Raw genomic sequence first — 23,285 nt, forward strand, 5'->3', positions numbered from 1 at the left:
TCATTATGATGCATGCCATAACGCAATGCACGCTCAATCAGTCAGGAGGGCGCCAGAAGACTGAAGTCGCGTTCCTAACGCAACTATTTGCTCCGTACGCTGGTAAAGTCCCTGCTCACCGCCCCCGCGGCTTCGCCCGGGCGGTCGGTTCGGCCTCCAGCGGGTTGTCGGGCCAGTAGTGCTTCGGGTACTGGCCCTTCAAATCCGCCTTCACCGCCTTGTAGGCGTTGGCCCAGAAGCTCGCGAGGTCGCGGGTGACCTGGACCGGGCGGCGGGCGGGGGACAGCAGGTGGAGGAGGAGGGGGACCCGGCCGCCGGCGATGCGCGGGGTCTCGGCCAGACCGAACATCTCCTGAAGACGCACCGCCAGGACCGGCTCCTCGCCGTCATAGTCGATCGGGATGCGGGAGCCGCTCGGCACCTCGACGTGGGTCGGGGCCTCGGCGTCGAGGCGGGTCTTGAGCGACCAGGGCAGCAGGGCGCGCAGCGCGCTCGACAGGTCGATGCGGTCGAGATGCGCCCGGCGCGACACACCGTCGAGGAACGGGGCCAGCCAGTCCTCCAGGCCGTCCATCAGCGCGGCGTCGGACAGGTCGGGCCACTCGTCGCCCTCGCGCTGGCGCAGGAAGGCGACGCGGGTCTGCCATTTGCGCAGCTCGTCGGTCCAGGGCAGGCAGGCCGGGCCCATGGCGCGGATGCCCTCGATCATCGCGGCGGTCATCGCCTCGGCCGGCGGCTTGGCCAGCTTCTCGTCCTTCAGGATCAGCGCGAACAGCCGACGGCGGCGGCGGGCCAGCACCGCCTGCTCGCGGGCGTCCCAGGCGATGATGGTCTCGCTGCGGATGTCGTCGGCGAAGCTGTCCTCCAACTCGGCCAGCGACACCGGGGCGGCGAGGAAGATGCGCGATTCGCGGGCGGCGCCGTCGAGGTCGGCGATGGCGAGCCAATCCTCGGCCGACAGCGGCTCGGCCGCCTGGAAATAGGCGCCGCGGCCGCCCGACAGCCGGTATTGCGCCGCGACGCCACCCGGCGCTCCGTCCGGCCGGCGCTGGCCGATGCGGTCGGGGTAGGCCAGCGCCACCAGCAGGCCGACGGCGTTCGAGTCCATGGCGTCGTCGTCGCGCACGCCCAGTTGCCGGCGCCATGTCCGCGCCTGTTTGATCGCCTGCTGGGCGCCGCCGCGGTCGACGCTGAGGCCGCGCGCCGCGCCCTGGCCGCCGCGCTCCTCGCCGCGCAGCAGGTCGACGCGCAGGCGCAGGTCGGCGTCGCGGAAACCCTGTTGGGCGCGGACGATGTCGCGCTCGCCCAGCAGGGCGGCCACCAGACAGGCCAGCGCGCCCTGGCCCAGCGCCTTGCCGGCCAGCATCATGTGCGACAGCCGCGGGTGCACGCCGAAGCCGGCCATGCGGCGGCCATGCGCGGTGATGGCGCCCTTCTGGTCGAGCGCGCCGAGGCCGGTCAGCAGTTCGCGCGCCTGGGCCAGCGCCGCGGCGGGCGGCGGGTCGAGCCACGCCAGCGTCGCCGGGTCGGACACCCCCCACACCGCCAGCTCCAACGCCAGCGGGGCGAGGTCGGCGTCCTGGATCTCCGGCGTGGTGAAGGGGGCGAGCGCCCGGTGCGTCGCCTCCGGCCACAGGCGGTAGCAGACACCGGGCTCCAGACGGCCGGCGCGGCCGCGGCGCTGCTCGGCCGACGCTTGGCTGACCTTCACCGTCGCCAGCCGGGTCATGCCGCCGCGCGGGTCGAAGCGCGGCGCCCGCATCAGCCCGCTGTCGACGACGATGCGGATGCCCTCGATGGTCAGGCTGGTCTCGGCGATCGAGGTCGCCAGCACGATCTTGCGGGTGCCGGGCGCGGTGGGGGAAATCGCGCGGTCCTGCGCCTCGGCCGACAAATCGCCGTAGAGCGGGGCGATCACCGTGCCGGGGCCGAGGTCCGACTGTTCCAGCAGGGACTGCACCCGGCGGATCTCGCCGACGCCGGGCAGGAAGACCAGGGCGCTGCCGGGCTCCTCGCGCAGCGCGCGGCGGACGGCGGCGGCGACCGCGTCCTCGATGCGGCTACCCGGCGCGGGGGCGTCGAGGTGGCGGGTGTCGACCGGGTGGGCGCGGCCGGCGCTGGTCACCATCGGGGCGTCGCCGCCCGCGTCGGCCAGCAGCGCGGCCACCGGGCCGGCGTCGAGCGTCGCCGACATCACCACAAGGCGGAGGTCGTCGCGCAACGCGCCGCGCGCCTCCTGCACCAGGGCGAGGGCGAGGTCGCTGTCGATGCCGCGCTCGTGGAACTCGTCGAACAGCACGGCGCCGACGGCGGGCAGCTCCGGATCCTCCTGAAGCTGGCGCAGGAACAGGCCGTCGGTCACCACCTCGATCCGCGTGCGCGGGCCGATTTTGGTGTCGAGGCGGACGCGGTAGCCGACCGTCTCGCCCACCGCCTCCCCCAGCATCGCGGCCATCCGCCGCGCGGCGGCGCGGGCGGCGAGCCGGCGCGGTTCCAGCACCAGGATCTTGCGGCCCTGCAGCCAGCCGGCGTCGAGCAGCGCCAGCGGCACCCGCGTCGTCTTGCCGGCGCCGGGCGGCGCCTGCAGCACGGCCATGCCGCGGCTGTCCAGCGCGTCGAGCAGGGCGGGCAGGACGGGGTCGATCGGCAGGGCGGAAAAGGTGGGCTGGGTCATGAGGGGGAGTCTGCTGCCGCGAACCGGCGGGAAAGGCAATGGTTTTCCCGGGCGGGCAGCGCCGGCACGCGCCAAAAGGTCGCACCTCCCGGCGTCGCGGCGGTCGGGCGCGACCAATGACCGTAAAAACGTTATGGTTTTAGCGTCGTCGGGCTTATTCGCTTATCGCAGGGATCCATGACCAGCATCCACGACCCCGCCCTGTTCCTCGCCCACGCCTGCGCGCTGGAGGAGGACGCCGCCAACCGCTTCTCCGACCTGTCAGAGACGATGAAGACCTATGGCAACCAGGAGATCGCGGCCTTCTTCGCCCAGATGGCGAAATTCTCGCGCATGCATCTGGCCGAGGCGCGGGCACGGTCGGGCTTCCGCACCATCCCCGACCTGGCGCCGGAGGATTTCCAGTGGCCGGACGGCGAAAGCCCGGAATCGACCTCGATGGAAGGCTCCCACTATCTGATGACGGTGGAATACGCGCTGGAATTGGCGCTCGACAGCGAGCGGCGTGGCCAGGCCTTCTACGCCGAGGTGGCGAAGAGCACCTCCGATTCCGAGGTCCGCATGATGGCCGAGGAGTTCGCCGCCGAAGAGGCGGAGCATGTCGCCCAACTGCTGGTGTGGGCCAAGCGCTATCCCGCGCTTCAGGTCTGAGCCTTGCGGGGGAGCTTCCGGGACCGGGCCGCACGAGGGTGGCCGGGTCCCGGACGTCCGAGGCGCGCCCTCAGCCGGAGGGGCGCCGGCGGGAAGACGGAAGCCTGTCGGCCGCGGCTACTTCGACAGCTCCGCCCAATCGATCTCGTACACCTTGTCGACCGGCTTGTAGGTCTTGAAGGCGGCGATCACGTCGTCGACGGCGACGCCGCCGGGGACGTTCTGAACCTCGTAAACGACCGAGCTGCCGCTGGTCGGGCCGACGTCGGCGTTGCGGTGGGCCTGCGAGACCAGCCCTTCGCCGGCCTTCTTGATCATGATGGAAGCCATGCATCCGTCTCCTGTTGCGACACGCCCGACCCAGAAACCATAAACAAAAAGTGGTTTAGCCGGAAGCCGGAATGAACGCCGACGGGTGGCCGGAACGGCAGCGCAGCAGGAGCGTGGCCAATCGCCGCATGTCAGGGGAGGGAGGCGGTGGCCGACACCGCGGGCGCGCGGTCCGCCCGGCGGCCCGACCCGCGGTCCGGATCGGCGCTGGCAACCGCGCCGGCGATGCCGCCGGCCAGCCAGGTGGAAAAGGCGGCCCGGCCATCGGCGCTGGACCGGCCGTCGGCGCAAGACCCCGTGCCGCTGGTGTCGTCATCGTCGTCGGTGGGTGACGCGTAGCGCCATTGCGGCAGGTTGGCGCCGGGGGCGTCGGGTTCCGCCGCCTCCGCCGCCGCGATGACGCCGCCGGACGGCGGTTTGGCCGGCCGTGTCCGCACCTCGATCAGGGCGACGCGGATGCCGGCGCTCCAGGCGCGGTCGATGAAGGCGCGCACCCGCTCGGCGGTGGCGCCGGAGCCGGTGACCGCGTCGGACGTCCCACCGGTCAGCCAGGCCGCCGGAGTCGGACCGCAGGACCGGCGGTATTGCAGCGCGACCTGATCCTGCACATAGGGGCGCCCGTCATAGAGGCGCAGCAGGGCGCGGCTGTAGCGGGCGAGGTCCTCCAGCGCGCCGCGCCGGGCGGTCAGCAGATCGCGGTCGATCAGGATCAGCGCCGGCTTGACCGCGATCAGCCGGTCCAGCAGCGGCTCGAAATCGGCGAACTGCGCCTGGCGGTGGACGATGCGCAGGAAATGCAGGTTCGCCACGCCCCGCTTGGCCGCCAGCGTCGCCATCTCCCGCTCGTCCAGCGTGGCGTCGCGCAGCGCGGTGTCGCCCAGCGCCACCACGGTCACCGGGTCGGGGTCCCGCGCCGCCCGCTCGGCGGCGGCGTTGATCCGGTTCAGGTTGTACCAGACGAAGGGCTGGTCGTAGAGCCGGGAGCCGGTCCACAGCAGCGCCAGCACGCCCAACCCGCCCAGCGCCAGCGGCCCCAGCAGGCCAAGCCCGAGCCCCAGCGTCCACCAGCATCTGTGGCGGACGGGGTCCGGGATGGGGGGCTGGGTTGGCGCTTGGGAGGGCGTTTCGGGCGGCGCTTGCGGCTCCGGATCGTGCATCGGCGGTCTCCTCGGCGGGCGGGGCAGACGGACGGACAGGGCGGGGGAGGGATCGGTGCGGCGTTGCCGCGCACCCGACCTGTCCCACAACGCGCGGGGAAGCCGATTCTCCGGCCGGAAATTGGGGGTATCCCCAAGTCGCCGGAGCACCCCGGCGGTGGTGTCCGGTTTGCCGAACGCACCAATTGTGTGTAGGCTTCCCCGACAGGGAAGCCTTCAGCAGGGTTGGGCGATGAGCACCGAACTACGCACCTTCACCATTCCCGACGACAGCCCGGAGGAGGCGCAGGAGCAACTGTCCGCCTTCCTGCGGACGGTCGAGGTCCAGCGCATCGACACCGCCTACGCCACCGGCGGCTGGCGGGTGCTGGTGCTGTTCAGCGACCTTCGCCGCAAGGAGGAGTCGCAGCAGATCGAGGCCGCCATCGCCGCCGCGCTGAACGGCTGGCGCGAAAAGGCCGCCGCCCACGCCGGGCTGCCGCGCGACGCCATGCTGTCGGACGAGCTGGTGGCGGAGATCGCCCGTTTCGCCCCCACCACCGAGCACGAGCTGTCGATCATCGTCGGCGCCCGCGGCCTGCCGGCCTCGCAGCATGGCGGCGACATCGTGCAGGTGGTCCGCTCCACGCTCGACCTGTTGATCGACTGACGGGAGTCGGCGGGGCGGTCCTATCCTCTTTGGTTGCCGGGACGCACCCAAAGGCTGTGACCGCTCTGCCCTAAGCGCGAATTGGTCGGGGCCGCCCGCTGTGCCAGGATGCCGCCTTCACGATGGCAACGGCGGTGCGAGGCGGTTGTGGCGTCGAAGGATCACCAACCCGACCGGCGCGCGGCGCATGGCCCGAATTGGCCGGGCGAGCCGCGGACGGGCGACACCAGACAGGGCAACGCCAGGGACGGCGTGCCCGATTACCGGGAGATCGCCCGCCAGTTGGCCGCATTGGGGGCCGAGGCCGCACAGCGCGCCCGCGCCACCGGCAACCGCGGCTACGACCGGCTGGCCCGCAACCTGACCAGCCGCGCCGGCGCCATCCTCGACGACCTCGACCGGCGGAGCGAGGTGGAGCGGTAGCCGGTCCGCGCCGATGAACATCCGACCGCCAGACATGGAAACGGCGCCCGCGGTGGGGCGCCGTTGCTGTTTGGACTGATCGACGCGCCTTACGCCCCCTCGGCCACCAGCCGCTCGTAGGCCGGCAGGGTCAGGAACTCCGCGAAGTCGTCCCGCGCGACCAGATCGCGGAACAAACCGGCGGCGTCGGCGTAGCGGCCCTTGGCGTAGGCGTCGGCGCCGACGCGCTGCTTCCAGGCGGCCAGCTCCTCGGCGATCACGCCGTCGACCAGCTCCATCGTCACCGCGCGGCCATCGTCGAGCCGGGTGCCGGTGTGGACCCACTGCCAGACCTGGGTGCGGCTGATCTCGGCGGTGGCGGCGTCCTCCATCAGGTTGAACAGCGGGACGCAGCCCAGCCCACGCAGCCACGCCTCGATGTAGCCGATGCCGACCGCCACGTTGTTGCGCAAGCCCGCCTCGGTCTTCGGGCCCGGCGGCACCGCCAGCAGGTCGGCGGCGGTGACGGTCACGTCGTTGCGCTTGCGGGCGATCTGGTTGGGGGTGGGCATGTAGGCGTCGAAGACCTCCTGGGCGACCGGAACCAGGCCGGGATGGGCGACCCAGGTGCCGTCATGGCCGTTGGACGCCTCGCGCTCCTTGTCGGCGCGCACGCGGGAGAAGGCGGTCTCGTTGGCCTCCGGGTTGCCCTTGACCGGGATGAAGGCGGCCATGCCGCCGATGGCCGGCGCACCGCGGCGGTGGCAGGTCTTGACGGCGAGCTGGCTGTAGGCCGACAGGAAGGGGGTGGCCATCGTCACCTCCGCCCGGTCGGGCATGACGGCGGCGGGGTCGGTGCGGAACTTCTTGATGAAGCTGAAGATGTAGTCCCAGCGCCCGCAGTTCAGCCCGGCGGAATGCTCGCGCAGTTCATACAGGATCTCGTCCATCTCGAAGGCGGCGAGAATGGTTTCGATCAGCACCGTCGCCTTGATCGAGCCGTGCGGCAGCTTGAGATACTCCTCCGCCACCAGGAAGACCTCGCGCCACAGCCGCGCCTCGAAATGGCTTTCCAGCTTGGGCAGGTAGAAATACGGCCCGCTGCCGCGCGCCAGCAGTTCGTGGGCGTTGTGGAAGACGTGCAGGGCGAAGTCGAACAGCGCGCCCGAGATCGGCTCGCCATCCATCAGCACATGGCGTTCGTCCAGGTGCCAGCCGCGCGGCCGCACCTTCAGCACCGCGGTCTGGTCGCTGAGGCGGTAGGCCTTGCCGCTGGCCGGATCCTCGTGGGTGATGGTCCGGCGCACGGCGTCGCGGATGTTGATCTGCCCCTCGACCAGGTTGGTCCAGGTCGGGCAGGTCGCGTCCTCGTAATCGGCCATGAAGACCTTCGCGCCGCTGTTCAGCGCGTTGATCACCATCTTGCGGTCGACCGGCCCGGTGATCTCCACCCGGCGGTCGAGCAGATCGACGGGCAGCGGGCTGATGGTCCAGTCGGCCTCGCGGATGGCGCGGGTTTCCGGCAGGAAGTCGGGCTTGTGGCCCTGGTCCAGCAGCGCCTGCCGCTTGGCCCTGACATCGAGCAGCCGCAGCCGCTCGCCGCCGAAGCGCCCCTCCAGCTCGGCCAGGAAGGCCATGGCGTCGGGCGTCAGGATCGCCTCGAAGCCGGGATTGAGCGGTCCATGGATGTCTAGGCCGGACATGCTGGTGGCCATCACGCTGCTCCCCTTACCCTTATCGGATGAACCGCTCTGCGACGGTTGGGCAACCGGTATAGCACGGCGCTCCGGCGGGCCGGGGACGGCTGAACGTCGCAGAGGGGGGATCACCCTCTCCCATCTTGGGGAGAGGGGATCAGCCCATGCTTCTTCAGCATGCCGCGCAGCTGGTGGTAGCCGAGGCCGAGCGACTGGGCGGTCTGGCGCTGGTTGAAGCGGTGGCGCTCCAGCGCCTCGCGCAGCCGGGCCGCCTCGAAGGCGCGGACCTGGTCCAGGATGCCGCCGTCAACGATGGGGGCGGCGACCGGGCTGGTGTCATCCACGTCGGGCGCCGGGCTGGGCGGTGTCGCGGATGGCGGCGACGCCGGGCGCCAGGGCGACCGGAACGGGTCGAGGATGATGTGGTCGACCGCCGCGTCCGGGTCGGCGGCGGCGACGGAGCGTTCGACCGCGTTGCGCAGCTCGCGCACGTTGCCGGGCCAGTCGTGGGCGCACAGCCGCGCCAGCGCGTCGGCGGTGAAGCCGGGGAACAGCGGCCGTTCCAGCTCGCGCACCATGCCCAGGGCGAAATGATCGGCCAGCGGCGGAATGTCGTCGGGGCGGGCGCGCAGCGGCGGCAGCGTCACCACGTCGAAGGCCAGCCGGTCGAGCAGGTCGGCGCGGAACCGGCCGGCGGCGGCCAGGGCCGGCAGGTCGGCGTTGGTGGCGCCGATCACCCGCACGTCGACGGTGGCGGTGCGGCCGCCGACCCGCTCGATCTCGCCATACTCCACCGCGCGCAGCAGCTTTTCCTGCACGGCGGGCGAGGCGGTGGCGATCTCGTCCAGGAACAGGGTGCCGCCGTCGGCCTGCTCGATCCGGCCGACCTGGCGCCGGGTGGCGCCGGTGAAGGCGCCGGCCTCGTGCCCGAACAGCTCCGAATCGAGCAGCGACTCCGGCAGCGCGGCGCAGTTGACCTTGACGAAGGGGCGGTCCCAGCGCCGCGACAAATAGTGCAGGCGGGCGGCGACCAGCTCCTTGCCGGTCCCGCGCTCGCCGATCACCAGCACCGGCCGTTCCAGCGGCGCCACCCGCGACACATGCGCCAGCGCCGCCTGGAAGGCCGGCGACTCGCCAAGCAGGGAGGGCAGGGTGACGGACATCGCGCTTAGGGCCACTTGTTCGCGGAAAGCGCGATGATATAGCGGGATCAGCGATCGGGCAATCACGCCGACTGTCCGCCGCCGGACGCGGCAAAGCCAGCGCCGGCAAGGGTTCCAGGGCCGGCCCGCCGGATTGGCACGGCAGTTGCGATGAAAGCGCCATGGCAAGGAGATCAACCATGAGCGACTTCAGCGATTTCCGCCGCCGTTACGGCGGTCACCGCTTCGACACCACGCAGGCCCGGCCGTTGGCGGGGCGCGTGCGCGCCTATCTCAGCACCCGGCCGGCGGAAAGCTGGCTGTTCTTCTTCGCCGGCATCCTCGCCGGCGCCATCCTCGGCTGATTGACGGGACACCGACCATGAGCATCTTTTCGCGCCTGACCGACATCGTGCAGTCGAACCTGAACTCCCTGCTCGACCGCGCCGAGGAGCCGGAGAAGCTGATCCGCCTCATCATCCAGGAGATGGAGGACACGCTGGTCGAGGTGCGCTCCTCCACCGTCAAGATCATCGCGGAGAAGAAGGAGATCGAACGCCGCGTCGCCGACCTCCACCGCGAGCGCGACGAGTGGGACCGCAAGGCCGAGGTGGCGCTGACCCGCGGCCGCGAGGATCTGGCCAAGGGCGCCCTGCTCGCCAAGTCCAAGGTGGCGGAGCAGGCCGACGCGCTGACCGAACAGCTGATCCAGGTCGAAGCGGCGCTGGCCAAGGCCAACGAGGACATCGGCCGCCTGCAGGCCAAGCTGACCGACGCCAAGACCCGCGAGAAGGCGCTGGTCGTCCGCGGCCAGACCGCCAACAACCGGGTCCGGCTGCGCACCGCGCTGCACGACGAGCGGATCAACGACGCCCTGTCGCGCTTCGAGCAGGTGGAGCGTAACCTCGACGAGCTGGAAGGCCGCGTCGAATCCTACGACATCGGCCGCACCAAGAGCCTGACCGAGGAGATCGCCGAGCTTGAGGCGAGCCAGAAGGTCGAAGACGATCTGGCGGCGCTGAAGGCCCGCATCGCCGCCCGCCGCGGCTGATGCGAGGACGGGGCGGTCCCGGATGGGGCCGTCCCACCGTCCGACCCTCTGCCGATCCGGGCACGACAAAGAAGAAAAGGCCGACCGACCATGGGGTTCCTGGGTTTCGTCCTCGCGGTGCTGTTCCTGGTGGTGGTGGCGCCGGTGTGGATCGTCTTCCACTACATCACCAAATGGCGCTCGCAGCGGGGCCTCACGGCACAGGACGAGCGGCTGCTCGCCGAGCTGTGGGAGATTTCCAACCGGCTGGAGAGCCGCGTCCACGCGCTGGAACGCGTGCTCGACACCGAGGCGCCGCACTGGCGCGGCAAGGTCTGAGCGCCGCCGGCGCGCCACCGTGCAACGCCGCTCAACGCCCATTCACGAAAAGGAACGAGGCCGTCATGGACCGCGCGTCCCCCTACGACTCGCCCAACCCGCACCGGCTCTACCGTGACCCCCAGCGCGGGGTGCTGGGCGGCGTGTGCACCGGCATCGCCGATTACTTCGGCGTGCAGCCGGGGATGATCCGGGTGGCGATGCTGTTCGCCCTGTTCTTCTTCTCGGTGCCGCTGGTGATCGCCTACGTCATCGCGCTGCTGGTGCTGCCGGTGCGTCCGGCCCAGCTCTACCGCGATCCGGAGGAGGAGGCGTTCTGGCGCACCGTGTCGACCAAGCCCGACCGCACGCTCGCCGGCCTGACCCAGCGTTTCCGCGACATGGAGAAGCGGATCGTCGGGATGGAGGCCTACGTCGCCTCCAAGGAGTTCGAACTGAACCGCGCGATCCGCGATCTGGATCGCTGACGCGCCCAGCCGGAGCGTCCGTGCGATGGAACCGTCCTTACGCCGCCTGTTCGTCGTTCTTGCCGCGCTGACCGCCGTTCCGGCCGCCGCGGCGCCGGCCTGGGCCGATGCCGACCCCGCCGTCGGTTTCCGCCGGCTGTCGCTGCCCGAAACGGGCGGGCACCGCGCCCTGGAGGGCGCCGTCTGGTACCCGACGGACGACAGCGGCGGCGCGGTCACGCTGGTCGGAGACACCCGCGCCCTGGTCGGCGCGGCGGTGCGGGTCGGGGCGGTGCCGCGGCCCGGCCGCCATCCGCTGGTGGTGCTGTCGCACGGCTATGGCGGCAACTGGACCAACCAGCAATGGCTGGCGGTCGATCTGGCAGCGCGCGGCTACATCGTCGCCGCGGCCAACCATCCGGGATCGACCAGCCGCGACATGGCGCCGCCGGGGGCCGCCACGCTGTGGAAACGCCCCGGCGATGTCAGCCACCTGATCGACGCGCTGAGCGACGATCCTCAATGGTCGGGCCTGCTGGTTCCCCGCAGCGCCGCCGTCGTCGGCCATTCGCTGGGCGGCTGGACCGCGGTGGCGCTGGCCGGCGGGCGCTTCGATCAGCGGCGCTTCGATATGGCCTGCCGCGCCCATCCGGAGATGGCCGCCTGCGGTCCCGGGATCGGTGCGACGGGTGCCGATGCCGACGCCGACGGGGCGCTGGCGCGGTCCCTGGCCGACGAGCGGGTCAGGGCGGTCGTCACGCTCGATCTCGGGCTGGTGCAGGGGTTCGACCCGGTCAGTCTGGCCGCGATCCGCGTGCCGGTCCTGGTCATCGCCGCCGGGCCGGGCGATCCGAAAATGCCGGTGGAGTTGGAGTCACGCGCCCTGGCCGACCGGTTGCCGGCTGGCTCGACCCGCTATGCGGCGATCACCGACGCCGGTCATTTCAGCTTCCTGAGCGTCTGCAAGGCCGACGCCATCCCGCTGCTGGAGGCCGAGCGGCCGGGCGACGGAATGATCTGCCGGGATGGCCAAGAGGCCGGCCGCGACCGCACCATCCTTCATCGGCAGGTGTCCGGCCTTGTCGCGGGCTTCCTGAGCGACGTCCTGCCAACGCCGTGAGGCGGGTCGACCCAACGTCACGAGGCGTTGGGGGGCGTCGCGGAACGCGGCCAAGCGCCGGCTGTCGGCCGCAACCCTTTCACGGCCCTGACTGGCTGGTCAGAGCGCGGAAACCGCGTTCGATCGGAACGCGTTACCGGCGCTGGCCGCGCCGGTCGCGGACGCGGATCGGAATTGGTTTCGGGGTGGGCATCGTGGCGATCAGACCGGCCAACGCCGCAGCCGCCGCCACCGCACCACCGAGAAGAACGAGATCCATCATAGGCCCTCCACCATCGATCCCCGCTTTCACCTCCTATGGTGAAGCAAGATGGTTAGAACATGGTAGCGAAAAGAGAGGCTGACAACAGGTCCCCCAATGGGACACCCGGCGCGGGTCCCGGTCGTTGATCCAGGTCATGAAAGAACCGCGAATCCGCACCCCGCTTTCGCTTTCTGACGCAGCGCTGTTGAGGATGGACCGAAGCTTTCGCGTTTTGGGCTTGCGGGACAGCGGAAAAACCTGACCACTGGGATGCGTCCGGACCATGGGGGAAGGCCGTTGTCCTGTTGGTCCGAACCTCCCGTGCCACCTTCCGGAGCGTCCTTATGGCTGCCCGCCGACCGTCCATGGTGATCCGCGCCCTCCTGATCAATCTGACCGCCGCGTTGACGACCGTGGTGCTCTTCGTGCTGCTGCACCGGCTGCTGGTGACGCCCCCCGCCGGCATCACGACCCCGGGGGCGCGGATGGCGTTGTGGGGGCAACTGGCGGTCTGGCCGGCGCTGCTGCTGTTCGGCATGGTCTGCGGCGTCATGGCGGCGCGCGGCCGCAACCGGACCTTCAACCCGATCGACGACCCGGAGCCGCGCCAGCAGCGCGTCGCCCAGCGCGTGCTGGCCAACAGCGTGGAGCAGACGGCGATCTTCGTCCCCGCCCTGGCGGCGCTGGTCGTCGCGCTGCCGCTGCCCAGCCTGGGGGCCGCGGTGGTGGCGACCGGGCTGTTCGTGCTGGGGCGCCTGCTGTTCTGGGCCGGCTATCTGGTCCACCCCTACGCGCGGGCGCCCGGCATGGCGATGACGCTGACCGTCAATCTGATCGTGCTGGGCTGGGCTGTTCTGCTGCAACTGGCCGGGTGAGCGGCGCCGCGGTGCGCCCTGCCGCCGGCGGGGCGCTGGCCGGGGCGGCGGTCTTCGCCAGATGCAGCCAGCGGCGGTAGGCGTCCACCCCGACCGGGGCGCGGTGCCGGCGGCCGATGCGGATGATCTCCGGCAGCGCCATCAGCACCTTCAGGTCGGTCAGCCGCGGGCCGTGCCGCAGGTTCTTCCAGCTGTTGCCGGCCCAGGTCCGCGCCAGCCGCCACGCCATCAGCGACGACGGGCAGCGCGCCACCTCGCGGATCAGGTCGTTGCGGTGGTTGTAGAAGCGCTCCAGCCCCGGCTTGCGGCCCTTCTCGCTCTTGTCGTGGTAGACCATGACGTCGGGCAACGCCACGACGCGGTAGCCGGCGCCGAGCAGCCGCAGGCAGCGGTCCTTCTCCTCCCCCTGGCGGTAGAGTTCGGGCATGTAGAGCCCGACCGCCTCGACATGCTCGCGCCGCAGCAGATGGCCGCAGCCGACGTACCACGGCACGTCGAAGGGGGCGGCGGCCTTGGGGAAATAGACCAGCCCGTCGCGCGTCTCGATGTTGCAGGCGACCGCGGCGACGTCCGGATGCTCCTGCAGGTAGGCGACGCAGCGGGCCAGCCCGTCCGGCTGCTCGAACCAGCTGTCGTCGTCGACCGACAGGATGCAGTCGCCGCTGGTGTTCACGAAGCCGAAGTTGCGGGCCAGGATCAGCCCGCCATTGTGCGGCTGGCGGATGTAGCGGACGGTCGGGAACTCCGCCCGCATCATGGCGCCGGTGCCGTCGGTGGAGCCGTCGTCGATGACGATGATCTCCATCGGCGGCGTGGTCTGGCCCATCAGCCGGGTCAGCGCGGTGCGCAGCTCCGGCCCCCGGTTGTAGGTGGCGATGACGGCGCTGACGGTCAGCGTCATGACGGTTCCCTTCCGACGATGGCTTGTCCTGCGAGTGGCGCGTGCGGCAGGCCCGGCCTCGGATTTGGCCTCGGATTTGGCGGCGCGACCATCGGGCCCAGCGGATCGTCGTCCAGGATGCCCCAGGCGCGCAGGGCGCGCGTCAGCCCGATCCACAGCAGGATCGGCAGCAGCGAGAAGAAGCCGAACTTCACGATGGTGATGTTGCCGTCGCGGAACCACTGCAGCGACAGCGGCAGGAAGGCGCAGTAGAACAGCACGGCGTAGCGGTTGCGGAAGCCGCTGGTCCAGAACCAGCGGTGCAGCCGGCCCAGGATCAGCCCGACCACCACCATGGTGACGATCATCCCGATCCAGCCCGCGCTCATCCAGCCGTCGCCGGGCAGCGAGGTGGTGAGGTTGTAGAAGACGCCGTAGTCGTTCAGCTCCACCCAGCGCACCGGCGCGCCCACCGGCTTGCCCGGCCACAGCAGGCGGGGGATCGGCTCGGTGAAGAGCTGGAGATACTGGGTGAACCAAGTGTAGGTCGCCGACTGCTTCGGCACCACCCACAGGATGAAGGACAGGAAGTCGAAGTTCGCCAGATCCTGGCCGGCCAGCGCGTCGAGCGCCCGGCCGCTGCCGCTGCCGCCGTTGAACTTCAGCAGGACGGAGACGGGCGCATCGCCGGCCAGCACGTCGCGGAAGGCGTCGCGGTTGTTGCCCAGCACGGTGAACAGCCCCAGCACCGGCACCGCCGCCAGCGCGTGCCACGCCCGGAACCACTTGGTCCGCGTGCGGTAGAGCAGCAGCAGCACCAGCCCCAGGATGCCCATGATGATCGCCCAGCGCCCCCAGCCGAGATAGGCGCGGTAGGCGACGAAGCCGGCGAAGGGGATGAAGGACAACGGGTGGAAGCGGCAGATCCAGATCAGCCCCAGCGTCAGCGGCAGGCCCATCGAATGCGCCTCGGCGATGTAGCCGGTGGTGTTGGTGTAGATCGGCTGGCCGGTGGTCGGATCGCGCTCCATCTGGACGTCGCCGGTGCCGTCGAAGCTGGCGCCGGCCTGCCGCTGGATCGCCGAATAGATGGCGAGCGGCGCCAGCAGCGCCGCCGTGGTCAGGAAGGCGACGATGTCGACGCGGTCGAACGAGAAGGCCGGCGGCGGCGCGCCGCCCGGCTGCCAGTCCGGCCGGATGTTGCCGGCCCAGGCGCAGGCGGCGGCGAAGGCGATCAGCGCCACCGAACTGACCACCAACGTGAAGACGAACTGCTGCGCGTCGGGCCAATAGCCCATGAACAGCCAGACATCGTCGAAATGCTGGGTGTGGACCAGGATCGGCCGCATGACGAAGACCAGACCGTGGAAGATCAGGTACAGCGTCAGCGGATGGAACATCGACGCGCTGCCGGTGCTGAGGAACACCACGGTCACCAGCACCAGAACCAGCACCTGCGCGATCAGCGCCATTTCGATCATCGGCACTCCGTCCCCTGTTGCGTGCACGCCGAAGCGCGGCCGGTCGGGCGCGGGCATGCGCCTGGGACCGGCCGGTCCGGTTAGGAGGAAAAGCCAGCCTATACGTCCCGTCCCGGGTCGGCAGGGGTGCAGAGGGCGTGCGCCCTTCGCACCCGCACACCCCCTTCGCGCTTTTGCGGCCCTGTCGGCGCTGCGCCAGTCTCCCCCCTTCGGCAGATCGCCTGCCGCGATGGAGGGCTGAGCCATGCCTCGTTTTTGGCCGGATGCGTTCCGGAGACTCATGGTCCGGAGTTTGGCGTTCCGGACTCTGGCGGGTGTTCCGCTTGCGGTGCTGTTGCTGGCGTCGGCGCCGCAACCGGCCGCGGCGGCGGACACCACCTTCTACGTCGCCCCCAACGGCAACGACCATTGGTCGGGGCGGCTGACGACCCCGGCGCCGGACGGGCGCGACGGTCCCTTCGCCAGCCCGGCGCGCGCGCTGGAGGCGGCCCGGCGCGGCGGCCCGGCGACGATCCGGCTGCACGGCGGCACCTACCGCCTGACGGCGCCGCTGGTCGTCGACTCATCGCTGTCCGGCCTGCGCCTGACCAACGTCGAGGGGGAACAGCCGGTGCTGTCCGGCGGTGAGCTGGTTGGGGGCGGCAACCTCGACCGCGGCGTGCTGTCGGCGCCGCTGGCGCGCGAGCCGGGGCTGGACGTCGCGCTCGGCGGCCGGCGGCTCGACGCGGCGCGCAGCGGCCCCTTCGACCCGGCGGACCCGCTGCGCAGCGGCTGGTTCATGGCCCAGGCGGCGGGTGGCGGCAAGGATGCCGGGTCGAAGCGCCAGATGCGGCTGCCCGCCGGCACGCTGAAGGCGGCGTGGGCCGGGCCGGGGGTGCGGGCGCAGGCGCTGGACCGCGAACGGCTGTCCGACGACCTGTTGGGCGTCGCGTCGAGCGATCCCGGCGGGATGCTGACCTTCGACCGCGACGGCCAGTACGCCTACCGCGACGGCTCCACCGTGCGGCTGCTCGGCCACCCCGATTTCCTGACCCGACCCGGCCAGTTCGCCTGGGACGCCAAGGCCGGCCGGCTGCTGGTGCGGCCGCCGGCCGGGCTCGACACCGGAAGGGCGGAGCTGGTGGTGGCGCGGCAGGGCACCCTGCTGCGACTGGACACCGCGCAGAACGTGGCGGTGGAGGGGCTGACCTTCACCGACGTGCCGTGGGACGGCAGCGCCGTGCTGGCGAAGGGCGGCAGCGGGCTCCGCATCGCCGGCAACCGCTTCGCCCTGGTCGGCACCGCGGTGAGGCTGGACGGCGTCAGCCGCAGCGAGGTGACGGGCAACCGGATGGAGCATCTCGGCCGCAGCGGCGTCGAACTGGCGCCGGGCAGCAACGAGAACCGCATCCTCGGCAACCGCATCAGCGACATCGGCGAGGTGCGCTTCTTCGGTGGCGGGGTGATGGCGTCCGGCATCCACCGCACGCTGATCGCCCACAACGACATCCGCCACGCCGCGCGCTACGGCATCTCGATCAAGAACTGGAATCCGCAGACGGTGAACAGCGACAACGTCGTCGAATACAACCGCATCCGCGACACCGCCCGAGAGACCGCCGACGCCGGCGCGATCGAGACGCTGGGGCGCAGCGACATCGACACCCGCACGGTGATCCGCTTCAACGACATCCGCGACACCGGCGGGCTCGCCACCGACGCGCAGGGGCGCTGGCTGAACCGCTACAAGGGCTTCGGCATCTATCTGGACGATTTGACCAACGGGGTGACGGTGCAGGGCAACGTGCTGGAGAACACCGGAATGGCGGCGGTCTTCGTGCATGGCGGCAACGGCAACCGCGTGGCCGACAACGTCGTCCTGATGACCGACCCCAAGGACCGCTTCCTGCGTCTGGAGTGGGTGCCGAGCGCCGGTCCGGCCGGGCGGATGCACGACAATGTCGCCAGCGACAACGTGGTCGACGGGCCGTCGGCCAAGGATCAGGTGGTCAACAGCCTGAGCGGCGGCGATTTCCGCATCGAGCGGACCCAGACGCAGAACGCCGTCCGCGCCGCCGGCGCGCCCGAGGCCCGGGTGATGGACCGTGTGCGGGGGATGAAGGAACTGCCGCTGGACCGCGTCGGGCCGGAGGGAATGCGCTGACGCGAGGGTGGGGTGGTTGCCCTCTCCCGCCTCTCGCGCAAACGCAGTTTGCGCTGACGGCGTCAGGCGGATCGAAGATCCGCTGAGAGCCCTGGGAGAGGGCATCGACGCCACGTGCGAACCAGAACCCGCCGACACTCACACCGCGATCTGCGTCACCAGCGGCGTGTTCACCCCGGCGTCGGCGCGGCGGTAGGCGTCGATCGCCTCGGACCACGGCTCGATCGTCAGGCCGCTGCCCATCGCCTCCTGGTGGATGCTCTGGGCGACGTAGCCGGCGTTGGGAAGGGCGGTCTGCGGCACCGGGCTGCCGGTGACCGGGCCGCTGTCCGTCGCCGTGCCGCCGCCGATGGTGAAGCCGCCGGCCGAACCGCCGCTGGCGCGCGCCCGCGACGCCGTCGAGTCGGTGTCGGCGCGGCCGCTGCCCTGCAGCGCGTCGCCGGTCGCCTGGGTGTCGTCGGAGCTGCGCTTGCGCTCCTGCTCCCCGGGGACGCGGCGGATCGGCTGGACCGCCGCGGCGTCGCTGGCCAGCATCTGACGCAGCTTCGCCAACCCTGCGGGGGGTTGCGCGCTGGTCGGTGCGGGAAGGGCGGCCAGTCCGGACACGGGGGGCGGTTACCTCGGGCTCGATGACGGAACGGAAGCGGGATCACGCACACAGTTTGTCATGCGAAACAGGGTAGCAAGGCAAGTGTTCCCGAAAACTTAAAATGTCCGCTAAATGTCGCAAGACTGCGACGTCCCGGCGCAGACGAACACTCGGCAGGATGGCAAGCGGCTGCTAGACTGCCCCGTTCGATAGTGCACCCCCGAACCGATGGATGGCGCGCCGCCCTTGCCAGCCCAGACCCCCGACACCCCGGCGAAGCCGACCGGCGATTGGCCCGACGACTGGCCCTACGGCCTGCCGGGGGCGACGCCCGACTCCGGCCTGGCCGCGCTGGCGCTGGAGCAGATGGACCAGGGGGTGATCCTGGTCGACGCCGACCTGACGGTGCGGGTCATCAACGGCCCGCTGTACGAGTTGTTCGGCCGCCCCCGCGACTCCCTGCGCCGGGCGAGCTACGCCGATCTGGTGCGAGCCCTGGCCGAGAACGGCGAATACGGCCCCGGCGACCTCGACGACATCGTCGCGAGTCGGATCGACGAGGCGCGCCGCGCCGACCCGCCGTTGTTCGAGCATCGCCGCCCGAATGGCCGGGTGCTGGAGGTGCGCACCCGCCGCACCCCGGCCGGCGGCTTCGTCCGCACCTACGCCGACATCACCGAGCGCAAGCGCGCCGACGACGAGCTGGCGACGCAGCGGCACCTGCTGCGCCTGACGCTGGAGAACATGGGCCAGGGGATCGTCCTGCTCGACCGCGACCTGCGCTACATCGCCTGGAACGCCAACGCCCGCGACCTTCTGGGCCTGCCGGAGGAGATGCTGCGCGGTGCGCCGACGCTGGAGGAGGTGGTGCGCTTCCAGCTCGCCACCCGCCAGCTGGAGATGCCGGCCGGTGCCCCCGATTTCGGCGACGACCTGGAGGCGAAGCTGCGCCACCTGATGCAGCGGCTGGGCCGGCCGGAGCGCGAGTTCGTCTACGCCCGCCCCCAGGGCGACGGCCGCTTCATCGAGGTGCGGGTGGTGCCGTTGCCCGACGGCGGGCAGGTCCGCACCTTCACCGACATCACCGACCGCGTCATCGCCGACGAGGCGGTGCGCCAGAGCCGCGAGATCCTGACCGGGGTCATCGACGCCATTCCGGCGCTGATCGACGTGAAGGACCGCGACGGCGTCGTCCGGCTGACCAACCGCTATTACCGCGACACCTACGGCGCGGACGCCGGCCCGCCCGCCGGTCCCGCCACCGACCGCGCCGCCGCGCTCGACCGGCTGGTGGTGGAGAGCGGCCAGGGCGTGCCCTTCCACGAGGACAGCGCGCCGGACGCCGCCGGGCAGCCGCGCCACTGGCTGGCCACCAAGATGCCGCTGACCGACGAGGGCGGCGAGGTCACCCACATCGTCACCGTCGCGCTGGACATCACCGCCCGCAAACGGGCGGAGGCGGAGCTGCGCGACGCCCAGGCCAGCCTGATCCAGGCGGAAAAGCTGTCCTCGCTGGCGCAACTGGTCGCCGGCGTCGCGCACGAGGTGAACACGCCGATCGGCGTCACCCTGACCGCCATCTCCCACCTGGGCGAGGAGGTCCGCCGCATCCGTACCCTGTTCGAGGAAAACCGCATCCGCCGCAGCGACTTCCAGGATTTCCTGGACGTGGCGTGGGAGACGACGCGGATGATCCTGACCAACGTGGAACGCGCGACCGGCCTGATCCAGAGCTTCAAGCAGGTCGCCTCCGACCAGGCGAGCGGCGAGCGCCGCCCCTTCGACCTCGCCGCCTACGTCGACGAGGTGCTGCTGAGCCTGCGCCCGCGCCTGCGCCGCACCGCGGTGACGGTGGCGGTCGATATCCCCCCCGGCCTGATCGTCGACGGCTATCCCGGATCCTTCGCCCAGGTCCTGTCGAACCTGATCATCAACGCCCTGGTCCACGCCTATGACGAGGGCCAGCCCGGCCGCATCACCCTGACCGCCCGCGAGGACCCGCCGGGCTGGATCGACATGCGCTACGCCGACGACGGCAAGGGCATCCCCGCCGCCATCCGCGGCCGGGTGTTTGAGCCCTTCTTCACCACCAAGCGCGGCACCGGGGCGAGCGGCCTGGGGCTGAGCATCTGCGCCAACATCATGGCCGGCACCATGCGCGGCGGCATCGCGCTGGAGGATAGCGCGCTGGAGGATGGGGAGGGGCGGGGAACGCGCTTCGTGCTGCGCTTCCCGATGGGCGACGACCGGGCAACGGCCCCCGCCGCCGAAACCTGACCGGAGGCGGGGTGCGTCAGGAGATCTGCGAGGCGACCCGGCCGGGATCGACGCAGTAGGGCACCGGCGTGACATAGGCCGTCAGGTAATCCTCCTGGGCGAGCGGTTTCCGGTAGGCGGTCAGGCCGTGCCCGAAGGCGATCTGGGAGCGCTGGTGCGCCAGGATCTGCAGGTCGATCGGCATGTAGAGCGTCTCGAAGATCCTCAGGCACTTCGCGATGCCGCGCCGGCTGACGATGTAGCCCTGCAGGCCGCAGCCGTACCCGGCGGCCTCGCCCTTGCCATTCCGCGGCATCCGGTCGGTGATGTAGACGACGTCGGCGTCGGTCGGGATGGTGATGCTCTCGAAGGTCCGGCAGGGGACGGCGTCGTCCTCGAACACCACCAGATAGTCCAGCCCGCGCTCCCGGCCGCGGCGCCAGCACTGGATGTGCGAATAGGCGCAGGCGATCTCGGTGAACATCAACGGGCCGTTCTGCCGGCGCGGGTCGTGGCGCTCATGGTCGGTCCAGCGCAGGTCGGTGACGTCGACCCGGACGTTTTCGATGGAGAAGCCCTGCCGGAGGTCTTCGACCGAAACGGCGTCGAAGAACTCGAACGACGGCAGGAAGCGGTCGGCGTTCTCCTTGAACAGGCTGCGCCGGGACGACCCCTTCAGCGAGATGCAGCACTGCGCGATCTTCAGCGACGATGACATTGTGGCGGGTCCATGGATGGGGCGGTTCGGCGATCCGGGCGCCAGCATGATGAAAGCGGATTTTCCGTTTGCAACTCCTGAAATTCGACGTCGGGACGGGTCGGACGTTCGGCAAGGCGGACGCCCGAAGCAGGGCCATAGTCGAGTCGGAAAGGAATCGTAAATTTTTCGGGAAAAAGCAGCTCCGCCCCGGATCGATCCGGTCGGTTTGCCGAGGCTTTGAAAGGATCGTCCACAGTCGTGAAGAGTTCAGCCGATGTTGAGAAAGAAAACTTCCCGCCGCTGCGGATTTTTTTGGATTTGCGGAATGCAAATGTCCAGCAACGCCCGCCGCTGTGAGAAATATGCCGCATTCCTTCTCTATGGGAATGAAACAGCGGAAGAGGGGATGATTGGAAGGGGGCGGCATCCATCATAATTCCGGTGTGAAACAGAACCGGCCGAAGGATCGGCCATCGTTTGATGGAGAGCGTGCAGTTGGCCGTCCCCGACAGAACCCGCCACCGACGCAACGCATGGCTGTCCGTCCTCGTTGTCGCCTTCGTCGTCTCGACGGCATCGCTCTGGATGTTCGTCCTTCACAACATCGGCACCTACCGCGATCTGGACCGTCAGGTTGCGGAAACCAATGCCCGGATGACGGCGAAGGCGTATCAGGAATATGTGTTGAGGACGATCCGGCAGATCGATCAGGCAGCGCAGTTCATGCGCAAGGAATACGTGAAGAGCCCGGGAAATCTGGCGGAGAGCGTCCAGGAGATTTCCACCATTCTCAGTTCCGACCTTCTGTTCCAGGTGGCCGTGATCAGCCGGAACGGCCGCCTTACCTTCTCCAACCTGCAGGCGGTCACGGAATCGATCGATCTGTCGGACCGCGAGCATTTTCGTGTCCATCTCGAAGAGGATCGCGACTTCCTGTTCATCAGCAGACCGCTGCTCGGCCGCGTGTCCCAGAAATGGACGATCCAATTCACCCGCAAGATCTTCGACGACCGGGGGGACTTCATCGGTGTGATCGTCCTGTCGGTCGATCCTTATTATTTCGGGCGTTTCTCCGAAACCGTATCGCTGGGGGAGCAGGACGTGATCGCCCTTCTGCGGAGCGACCGCACGGTGATGTCCCGGGTGGTCGGCGGGAATTATGACCAAAAATACCTCGGGACGGTGATCGAACCGCGACCGTACATGGATCCGCTCGCCCCGGATTCCGGCGTGTATGAGACGGCCAGCGCGATCGATGGAATCAAGCGGTTCGTCGGCTATCAGAAGATCCGCCAGTACGGGCTGTTCGTCGTTTCACTGATTGACCGGGATGCGGCGTTTTTGCGCTCCGATCGGGCGGTGTTTAACGGGGTTCTGATCGGGGTGGCCGGAACGCTCCTGCTGATCCTGGCATCGCTCGCGTTCGGCGTCGCGATCTGGGCGGTGTTCAACGACTACCGGACGGTTCGGACGATGAACGTCGTTCTCAAAAAGGCCCACGACGAGCTGGAGACGGTGAACAACGCTCTGAAGCAGCGGGAAGAGGAACTGGTCGTTCTTTCGGAAACCGATCCGCTGTGCCGCATATCGAACCGTCGACGCTTCATGTCGGTGTCGGAGGCCGAACTGGTCCGTCACCGCCGCTATGGGCGGATCTTCAGCCTCTTCATCCTGGACATCGACCATTTCAAGTCGGTCAACGACACCCACGGCCATTCGGCCGGGGACGCCGTGCTGGTCGGCATCACCCACGTCATTCAAAAGCGGCTGCGGGAATCCGACACCTTCGCCCGCATCGGTGGCGAGGAGTTCGCGGTCTTCCTGCCGGAAACCGACGTGGCCGGGGCTTTGGTGGTGGCGGAAGATTTGCGCCAGTCGGTGGCGGCCACCACGATCGACATCGGCGGCGACCGGTGCGTCGCGGTGACGGTCAGCATCGGCATCGCCTGCCTGGACAATGGTCAATCCTCGGTCAGCGACATCCTGAATCGCGCCGACAAGGCGCTGTACGCCGCCAAGAGGGACGGCCGCAACCGCTCGGTCGTCGATGGGATGTGCACCGTGCCGACCTGAGCCGGGCGGGATGGCTGATCCACGGGGACGACGACACCGGCTGTCGTTCGCGGCATTGCTGCCGAACCCTTGCGAATTCGCAATGCCAAGCCCCTCTTCGTTGATTAGCGTGTCCTCATGTGCGCAACCGCCGCATTGGCGCAGGAACGGAGCATTCCCATGGCGACCCTCTCCAACAATGGCCTGAACGACCCGATGTACGAGACCTTCAACCTCGGCATCTTCATCCTGGGCATCCTGGCGGCGGCGGTGATGCTGCTGATCCTGCCGATCGGCTTCATCTTCAAATCCACCGTTATCCTGTACGCCGCGCTGTTCGGCACCGCCGTGTATTTCGTCATGATCTACATGATGACCGCGGGGTCGAAGCGCCCGTAAGCCGTCCCGGCACGAAAAAAGGGGGTGCG

At 69.8% G+C, this 23,285-nt stretch carries 24 protein-coding genes; 13 read left to right on the plus strand and 11 right to left on the minus strand.

Annotated features, from left to right (window positions below; all coding sequences use genetic code 11):
• Nucleotides 1-115: 115 nt before the first annotated feature.
• Entirely contained in the window at nt 116-2,674 is a 2,559-nt protein-coding gene (gene hrpB / locus TSO352_RS11675) for an ATP-dependent helicase HrpB (protein ID WP_109107520.1), read from the minus strand.
• 177 nt (nt 2,675-2,851) lie between these two features.
• Between hrpB and TSO352_RS11680 the strand changes: the two genes are divergently transcribed.
• Nucleotides 2,852-3,325 carry a ferritin family protein gene (locus tag TSO352_RS11680; protein WP_109107521.1) on the plus strand — a complete coding sequence of 158 codons (474 nt, stop codon included), beginning with the start codon at nt 2,852-2,854 and terminating at the stop codon, nt 3,323-3,325.
• Between the two features lie 117 nt (nt 3,326-3,442).
• Here the strand turns inward: TSO352_RS11680 and TSO352_RS11685 are convergent, their stop codons facing one another.
• Complete coding sequence (locus tag TSO352_RS11685; protein ID WP_109107522.1) at nt 3,443-3,655, minus strand: hypothetical protein; 213 nt, start codon at nt 3,653-3,655, stop codon at nt 3,443-3,445.
• Nucleotides 3,656-3,786: 131 nt separating this feature from the next.
• Nucleotides 3,787-4,812 (minus strand): hypothetical protein, encoded by a 1,026-nt coding sequence (locus TSO352_RS11690; RefSeq protein WP_109107523.1) that lies wholly within the window; start codon nt 4,810-4,812, stop codon nt 3,787-3,789.
• Nucleotides 4,813-5,044: 232 nt separating this feature from the next.
• Between TSO352_RS11690 and TSO352_RS11695 the strand changes: the two genes are divergently transcribed.
• Nucleotides 5,045-5,461 (plus strand): HRDC domain-containing protein, encoded by a 417-nt coding sequence (locus TSO352_RS11695; protein WP_109107524.1) that lies wholly within the window; start codon nt 5,045-5,047, stop codon nt 5,459-5,461.
• A gap of 147 nt (nt 5,462-5,608) precedes the next feature.
• Nucleotides 5,609-5,884: a hypothetical protein gene (locus tag TSO352_RS11700; RefSeq protein WP_109107525.1), complete on the plus strand. Its 276-nt coding sequence runs from the start codon at nt 5,609-5,611 to the stop codon at nt 5,882-5,884.
• Between the two features lie 89 nt (nt 5,885-5,973).
• Here TSO352_RS11700 and aceB read toward each other — a convergent pair whose 3' ends face one another.
• Together aceB and pspF are read right to left on the minus strand one after the other, a co-directional pair.
• Nucleotides 5,974-7,578, minus strand: coding sequence for a malate synthase A (gene aceB, locus TSO352_RS11705; RefSeq protein WP_109107526.1), 1,605 nt, complete (start codon nt 7,576-7,578; stop codon nt 5,974-5,976).
• A 110-nt stretch (nt 7,579-7,688) separates the two neighbouring features.
• Nucleotides 7,689-8,723, minus strand: coding sequence for a phage shock protein operon transcriptional activator (gene pspF, locus TSO352_RS11710; RefSeq protein ID WP_109107527.1), 1,035 nt, complete (start codon nt 8,721-8,723; stop codon nt 7,689-7,691).
• 179 nt (nt 8,724-8,902) lie between these two features.
• On the opposite strand from pspF, the gene TSO352_RS33495 reads away from it, so the two are divergent.
• The 5 genes from TSO352_RS33495 to TSO352_RS11730 all read left to right on the plus strand — a co-directional run bounded on the left by TSO352_RS33495 (nt 8,903) and on the right by TSO352_RS11730 (nt 11,637).
• On the plus strand, nt 8,903-9,067 hold the full coding sequence (locus TSO352_RS33495) for a hypothetical protein (protein WP_199231571.1): 165 nt from the start codon (nt 8,903-8,905) through the stop codon (nt 9,065-9,067).
• 17 nt (nt 9,068-9,084) lie between these two features.
• A complete protein-coding gene (pspA, locus tag TSO352_RS11715) occupies nt 9,085-9,753 on the plus strand; it encodes a phage shock protein PspA (RefSeq protein ID WP_109107528.1) in 669 nt (222 codons plus the stop codon).
• A gap of 90 nt (nt 9,754-9,843) precedes the next feature.
• Nucleotides 9,844-10,071 carry an envelope stress response membrane protein PspB gene (gene pspB, locus TSO352_RS11720; RefSeq protein WP_109107529.1) on the plus strand — a complete coding sequence of 76 codons (228 nt, stop codon included), beginning with the start codon at nt 9,844-9,846 and terminating at the stop codon, nt 10,069-10,071.
• 65 nt (nt 10,072-10,136) lie between these two features.
• Nucleotides 10,137-10,538 carry an envelope stress response membrane protein PspC gene (pspC, locus tag TSO352_RS11725; RefSeq protein WP_109107530.1) on the plus strand — a complete coding sequence of 134 codons (402 nt, stop codon included), beginning with the start codon at nt 10,137-10,139 and terminating at the stop codon, nt 10,536-10,538.
• A gap of 25 nt (nt 10,539-10,563) precedes the next feature.
• Nucleotides 10,564-11,637 (plus strand): alpha/beta fold hydrolase, encoded by a 1,074-nt coding sequence (locus tag TSO352_RS11730; protein WP_109107531.1) that lies wholly within the window; start codon nt 10,564-10,566, stop codon nt 11,635-11,637.
• A 133-nt stretch (nt 11,638-11,770) separates the two neighbouring features.
• Here the strand turns inward: TSO352_RS11730 and TSO352_RS34255 are convergent, their stop codons facing one another.
• Nucleotides 11,771-11,896: a hypothetical protein gene (locus tag TSO352_RS34255; protein WP_282183849.1), complete on the minus strand. Its 126-nt coding sequence runs from the start codon at nt 11,894-11,896 to the stop codon at nt 11,771-11,773.
• Nucleotides 11,897-12,225: 329 nt separating this feature from the next.
• On the opposite strand from TSO352_RS34255, the gene TSO352_RS11735 reads away from it, so the two are divergent.
• Entirely contained in the window at nt 12,226-12,756 is a 531-nt protein-coding gene (locus tag TSO352_RS11735; RefSeq protein WP_109107532.1) for an MAPEG family protein, read from the plus strand.
• Here the strand turns inward: TSO352_RS11735 and TSO352_RS11740 are convergent.
• Together TSO352_RS11740 and TSO352_RS11745 are read right to left on the minus strand one after the other, a co-directional pair.
• On the minus strand, nt 12,707-13,657 hold the full coding sequence (locus tag TSO352_RS11740) for a glycosyltransferase family A protein (protein WP_109107533.1): 951 nt from the start codon (nt 13,655-13,657) through the stop codon (nt 12,707-12,709). The genes TSO352_RS11735 and TSO352_RS11740 overlap by 50 nt on opposite strands.
• Nucleotides 13,654-15,117 carry a hypothetical protein gene (locus tag TSO352_RS11745; RefSeq protein ID WP_247872165.1) on the minus strand — a complete coding sequence of 488 codons (1,464 nt, stop codon included), beginning with the start codon at nt 15,115-15,117 and terminating at the stop codon, nt 13,654-13,656. Before TSO352_RS11745 ends, TSO352_RS11740 begins: the two co-directional genes overlap by 4 nt.
• 328 nt (nt 15,118-15,445) lie before the next feature.
• Here TSO352_RS11745 and TSO352_RS11750 point away from each other — a divergent pair, with 328 nt between their 5' ends.
• The gene (locus tag TSO352_RS11750; protein ID WP_247872047.1) at nt 15,446-17,260 is read left to right on the plus strand and encodes a right-handed parallel beta-helix repeat-containing protein; all 1,815 of its coding nucleotides are present in this window, start codon (nt 15,446-15,448) and stop codon (nt 17,258-17,260) included.
• Between the two features lie 138 nt (nt 17,261-17,398).
• On the opposite strand, the gene TSO352_RS11755 is transcribed toward TSO352_RS11750, so the two are convergent.
• A complete protein-coding gene (locus TSO352_RS11755) occupies nt 17,399-17,794 on the minus strand; it encodes a hypothetical protein (protein WP_247872048.1) in 396 nt (131 codons plus the stop codon).
• 301 nt (nt 17,795-18,095) lie between these two features.
• Between TSO352_RS11755 and TSO352_RS11760 the strand changes: the two genes are divergently transcribed.
• Nucleotides 18,096-20,126: a PAS-domain containing protein gene (locus tag TSO352_RS11760; protein WP_247872049.1), complete on the plus strand. Its 2,031-nt coding sequence runs from the start codon at nt 18,096-18,098 to the stop codon at nt 20,124-20,126.
• Nucleotides 20,127-20,142: 16 nt separating this feature from the next.
• On the opposite strand, the gene TSO352_RS11765 is transcribed toward TSO352_RS11760, so the two are convergent.
• Both TSO352_RS11765 and TSO352_RS33200 read right to left on the minus strand, forming a co-directional pair.
• Nucleotides 20,143-20,823: a glycosyltransferase family 25 protein gene (locus TSO352_RS11765; RefSeq protein WP_158284568.1), complete on the minus strand. Its 681-nt coding sequence runs from the start codon at nt 20,821-20,823 to the stop codon at nt 20,143-20,145.
• Nucleotides 20,808-21,236: a hypothetical protein gene (locus TSO352_RS33200; RefSeq protein WP_158284569.1), complete on the minus strand. Its 429-nt coding sequence runs from the start codon at nt 21,234-21,236 to the stop codon at nt 20,808-20,810. The genes TSO352_RS11765 and TSO352_RS33200 overlap by 16 nt, the downstream gene beginning before the upstream one ends.
• A gap of 64 nt (nt 21,237-21,300) precedes the next feature.
• Here TSO352_RS33200 and TSO352_RS11770 point away from each other — a divergent pair, with 64 nt between their 5' ends.
• Nucleotides 21,301-22,878 carry a sensor domain-containing diguanylate cyclase gene (locus TSO352_RS11770; RefSeq protein ID WP_158284570.1) on the plus strand — a complete coding sequence of 526 codons (1,578 nt, stop codon included), beginning with the start codon at nt 21,301-21,303 and terminating at the stop codon, nt 22,876-22,878.
• A gap of 159 nt (nt 22,879-23,037) precedes the next feature.
• Nucleotides 23,038-23,256, plus strand: a complete 219-nt coding sequence (locus TSO352_RS11775) for a hypothetical protein (RefSeq protein ID WP_109107539.1) — start codon at nt 23,038-23,040, stop codon at nt 23,254-23,256.
• Nucleotides 23,257-23,285: the final 29 nt, after the last annotated feature.

This window comes from Azospirillum sp. TSO35-2, assembly GCF_003116095.1.
Taxonomy (GTDB): Bacteria; Pseudomonadota; Alphaproteobacteria; order Azospirillales; family Azospirillaceae; genus Azospirillum.

What these genes read in the sequence shown, in the direction of transcription:
- TSO352_RS11685 (WP_109107522.1), bottom strand. Translation starts at nt 3,655, where the DNA reads ATGGCTTCCATCATGATCAAGAAGGCCGGCGAAGGGCTGGTCTCGCAG.
- TSO352_RS11690 (WP_109107523.1), bottom strand. Translation starts at nt 4,812, where the DNA reads ATGCACGATCCGGAGCCGCAAGCGCCGCCCGAAACGCCCTCCCAAGCG.
- pspC (WP_109107530.1), top strand. Translation starts at nt 10,137, where the DNA reads ATGGACCGCGCGTCCCCCTACGACTCGCCCAACCCGCACCGGCTCTAC.
- aceB (WP_109107526.1), bottom strand. Translation starts at nt 7,578, where the DNA reads ATGGCCACCAGCATGTCCGGCCTAGACATCCATGGACCGCTCAATCCC.
- pspF (WP_109107527.1), bottom strand. Translation starts at nt 8,723, where the DNA reads ATGTCCGTCACCCTGCCCTCCCTGCTTGGCGAGTCGCCGGCCTTCCAG.
- TSO352_RS33495 (WP_199231571.1), top strand. Translation starts at nt 8,903, where the DNA reads ATGAGCGACTTCAGCGATTTCCGCCGCCGTTACGGCGGTCACCGCTTC.
- TSO352_RS11775 (WP_109107539.1), top strand. Translation starts at nt 23,038, where the DNA reads ATGGCGACCCTCTCCAACAATGGCCTGAACGACCCGATGTACGAGACC.
- hrpB (WP_109107520.1), bottom strand. Translation starts at nt 2,674, where the DNA reads ATGACCCAGCCCACCTTTTCCGCCCTGCCGATCGACCCCGTCCTGCCC.
- TSO352_RS11695 (WP_109107524.1), top strand. Translation starts at nt 5,045, where the DNA reads ATGAGCACCGAACTACGCACCTTCACCATTCCCGACGACAGCCCGGAG.
- pspA (WP_109107528.1), top strand. Translation starts at nt 9,085, where the DNA reads ATGAGCATCTTTTCGCGCCTGACCGACATCGTGCAGTCGAACCTGAAC.
- TSO352_RS11735 (WP_109107532.1), top strand. Translation starts at nt 12,226, where the DNA reads ATGGCTGCCCGCCGACCGTCCATGGTGATCCGCGCCCTCCTGATCAAT.
- TSO352_RS11730 (WP_109107531.1), top strand. Translation starts at nt 10,564, where the DNA reads ATGGAACCGTCCTTACGCCGCCTGTTCGTCGTTCTTGCCGCGCTGACC.
- pspB (WP_109107529.1), top strand. Translation starts at nt 9,844, where the DNA reads ATGGGGTTCCTGGGTTTCGTCCTCGCGGTGCTGTTCCTGGTGGTGGTG.
- TSO352_RS33200 (WP_158284569.1), bottom strand. Translation starts at nt 21,236, where the DNA reads ATGGATGCCGCCCCCTTCCAATCATCCCCTCTTCCGCTGTTTCATTCC.
- TSO352_RS11755 (WP_247872048.1), bottom strand. Translation starts at nt 17,794, where the DNA reads ATGCTGGCCAGCGACGCCGCGGCGGTCCAGCCGATCCGCCGCGTCCCC.
- TSO352_RS11680 (WP_109107521.1), top strand. Translation starts at nt 2,852, where the DNA reads ATGACCAGCATCCACGACCCCGCCCTGTTCCTCGCCCACGCCTGCGCG.
- TSO352_RS11745 (WP_247872165.1), bottom strand. Translation starts at nt 15,117, where the DNA reads ATGATCGAAATGGCGCTGATCGCGCAGGTGCTGGTTCTGGTGCTGGTG.
- TSO352_RS11740 (WP_109107533.1), bottom strand. Translation starts at nt 13,657, where the DNA reads ATGACGCTGACCGTCAGCGCCGTCATCGCCACCTACAACCGGGGGCCG.
- TSO352_RS34255 (WP_282183849.1), bottom strand. Translation starts at nt 11,896, where the DNA reads ATGGATCTCGTTCTTCTCGGTGGTGCGGTGGCGGCGGCTGCGGCGTTG.
- TSO352_RS11765 (WP_158284568.1), bottom strand. Translation starts at nt 20,823, where the DNA reads ATGTCATCGTCGCTGAAGATCGCGCAGTGCTGCATCTCGCTGAAGGGG.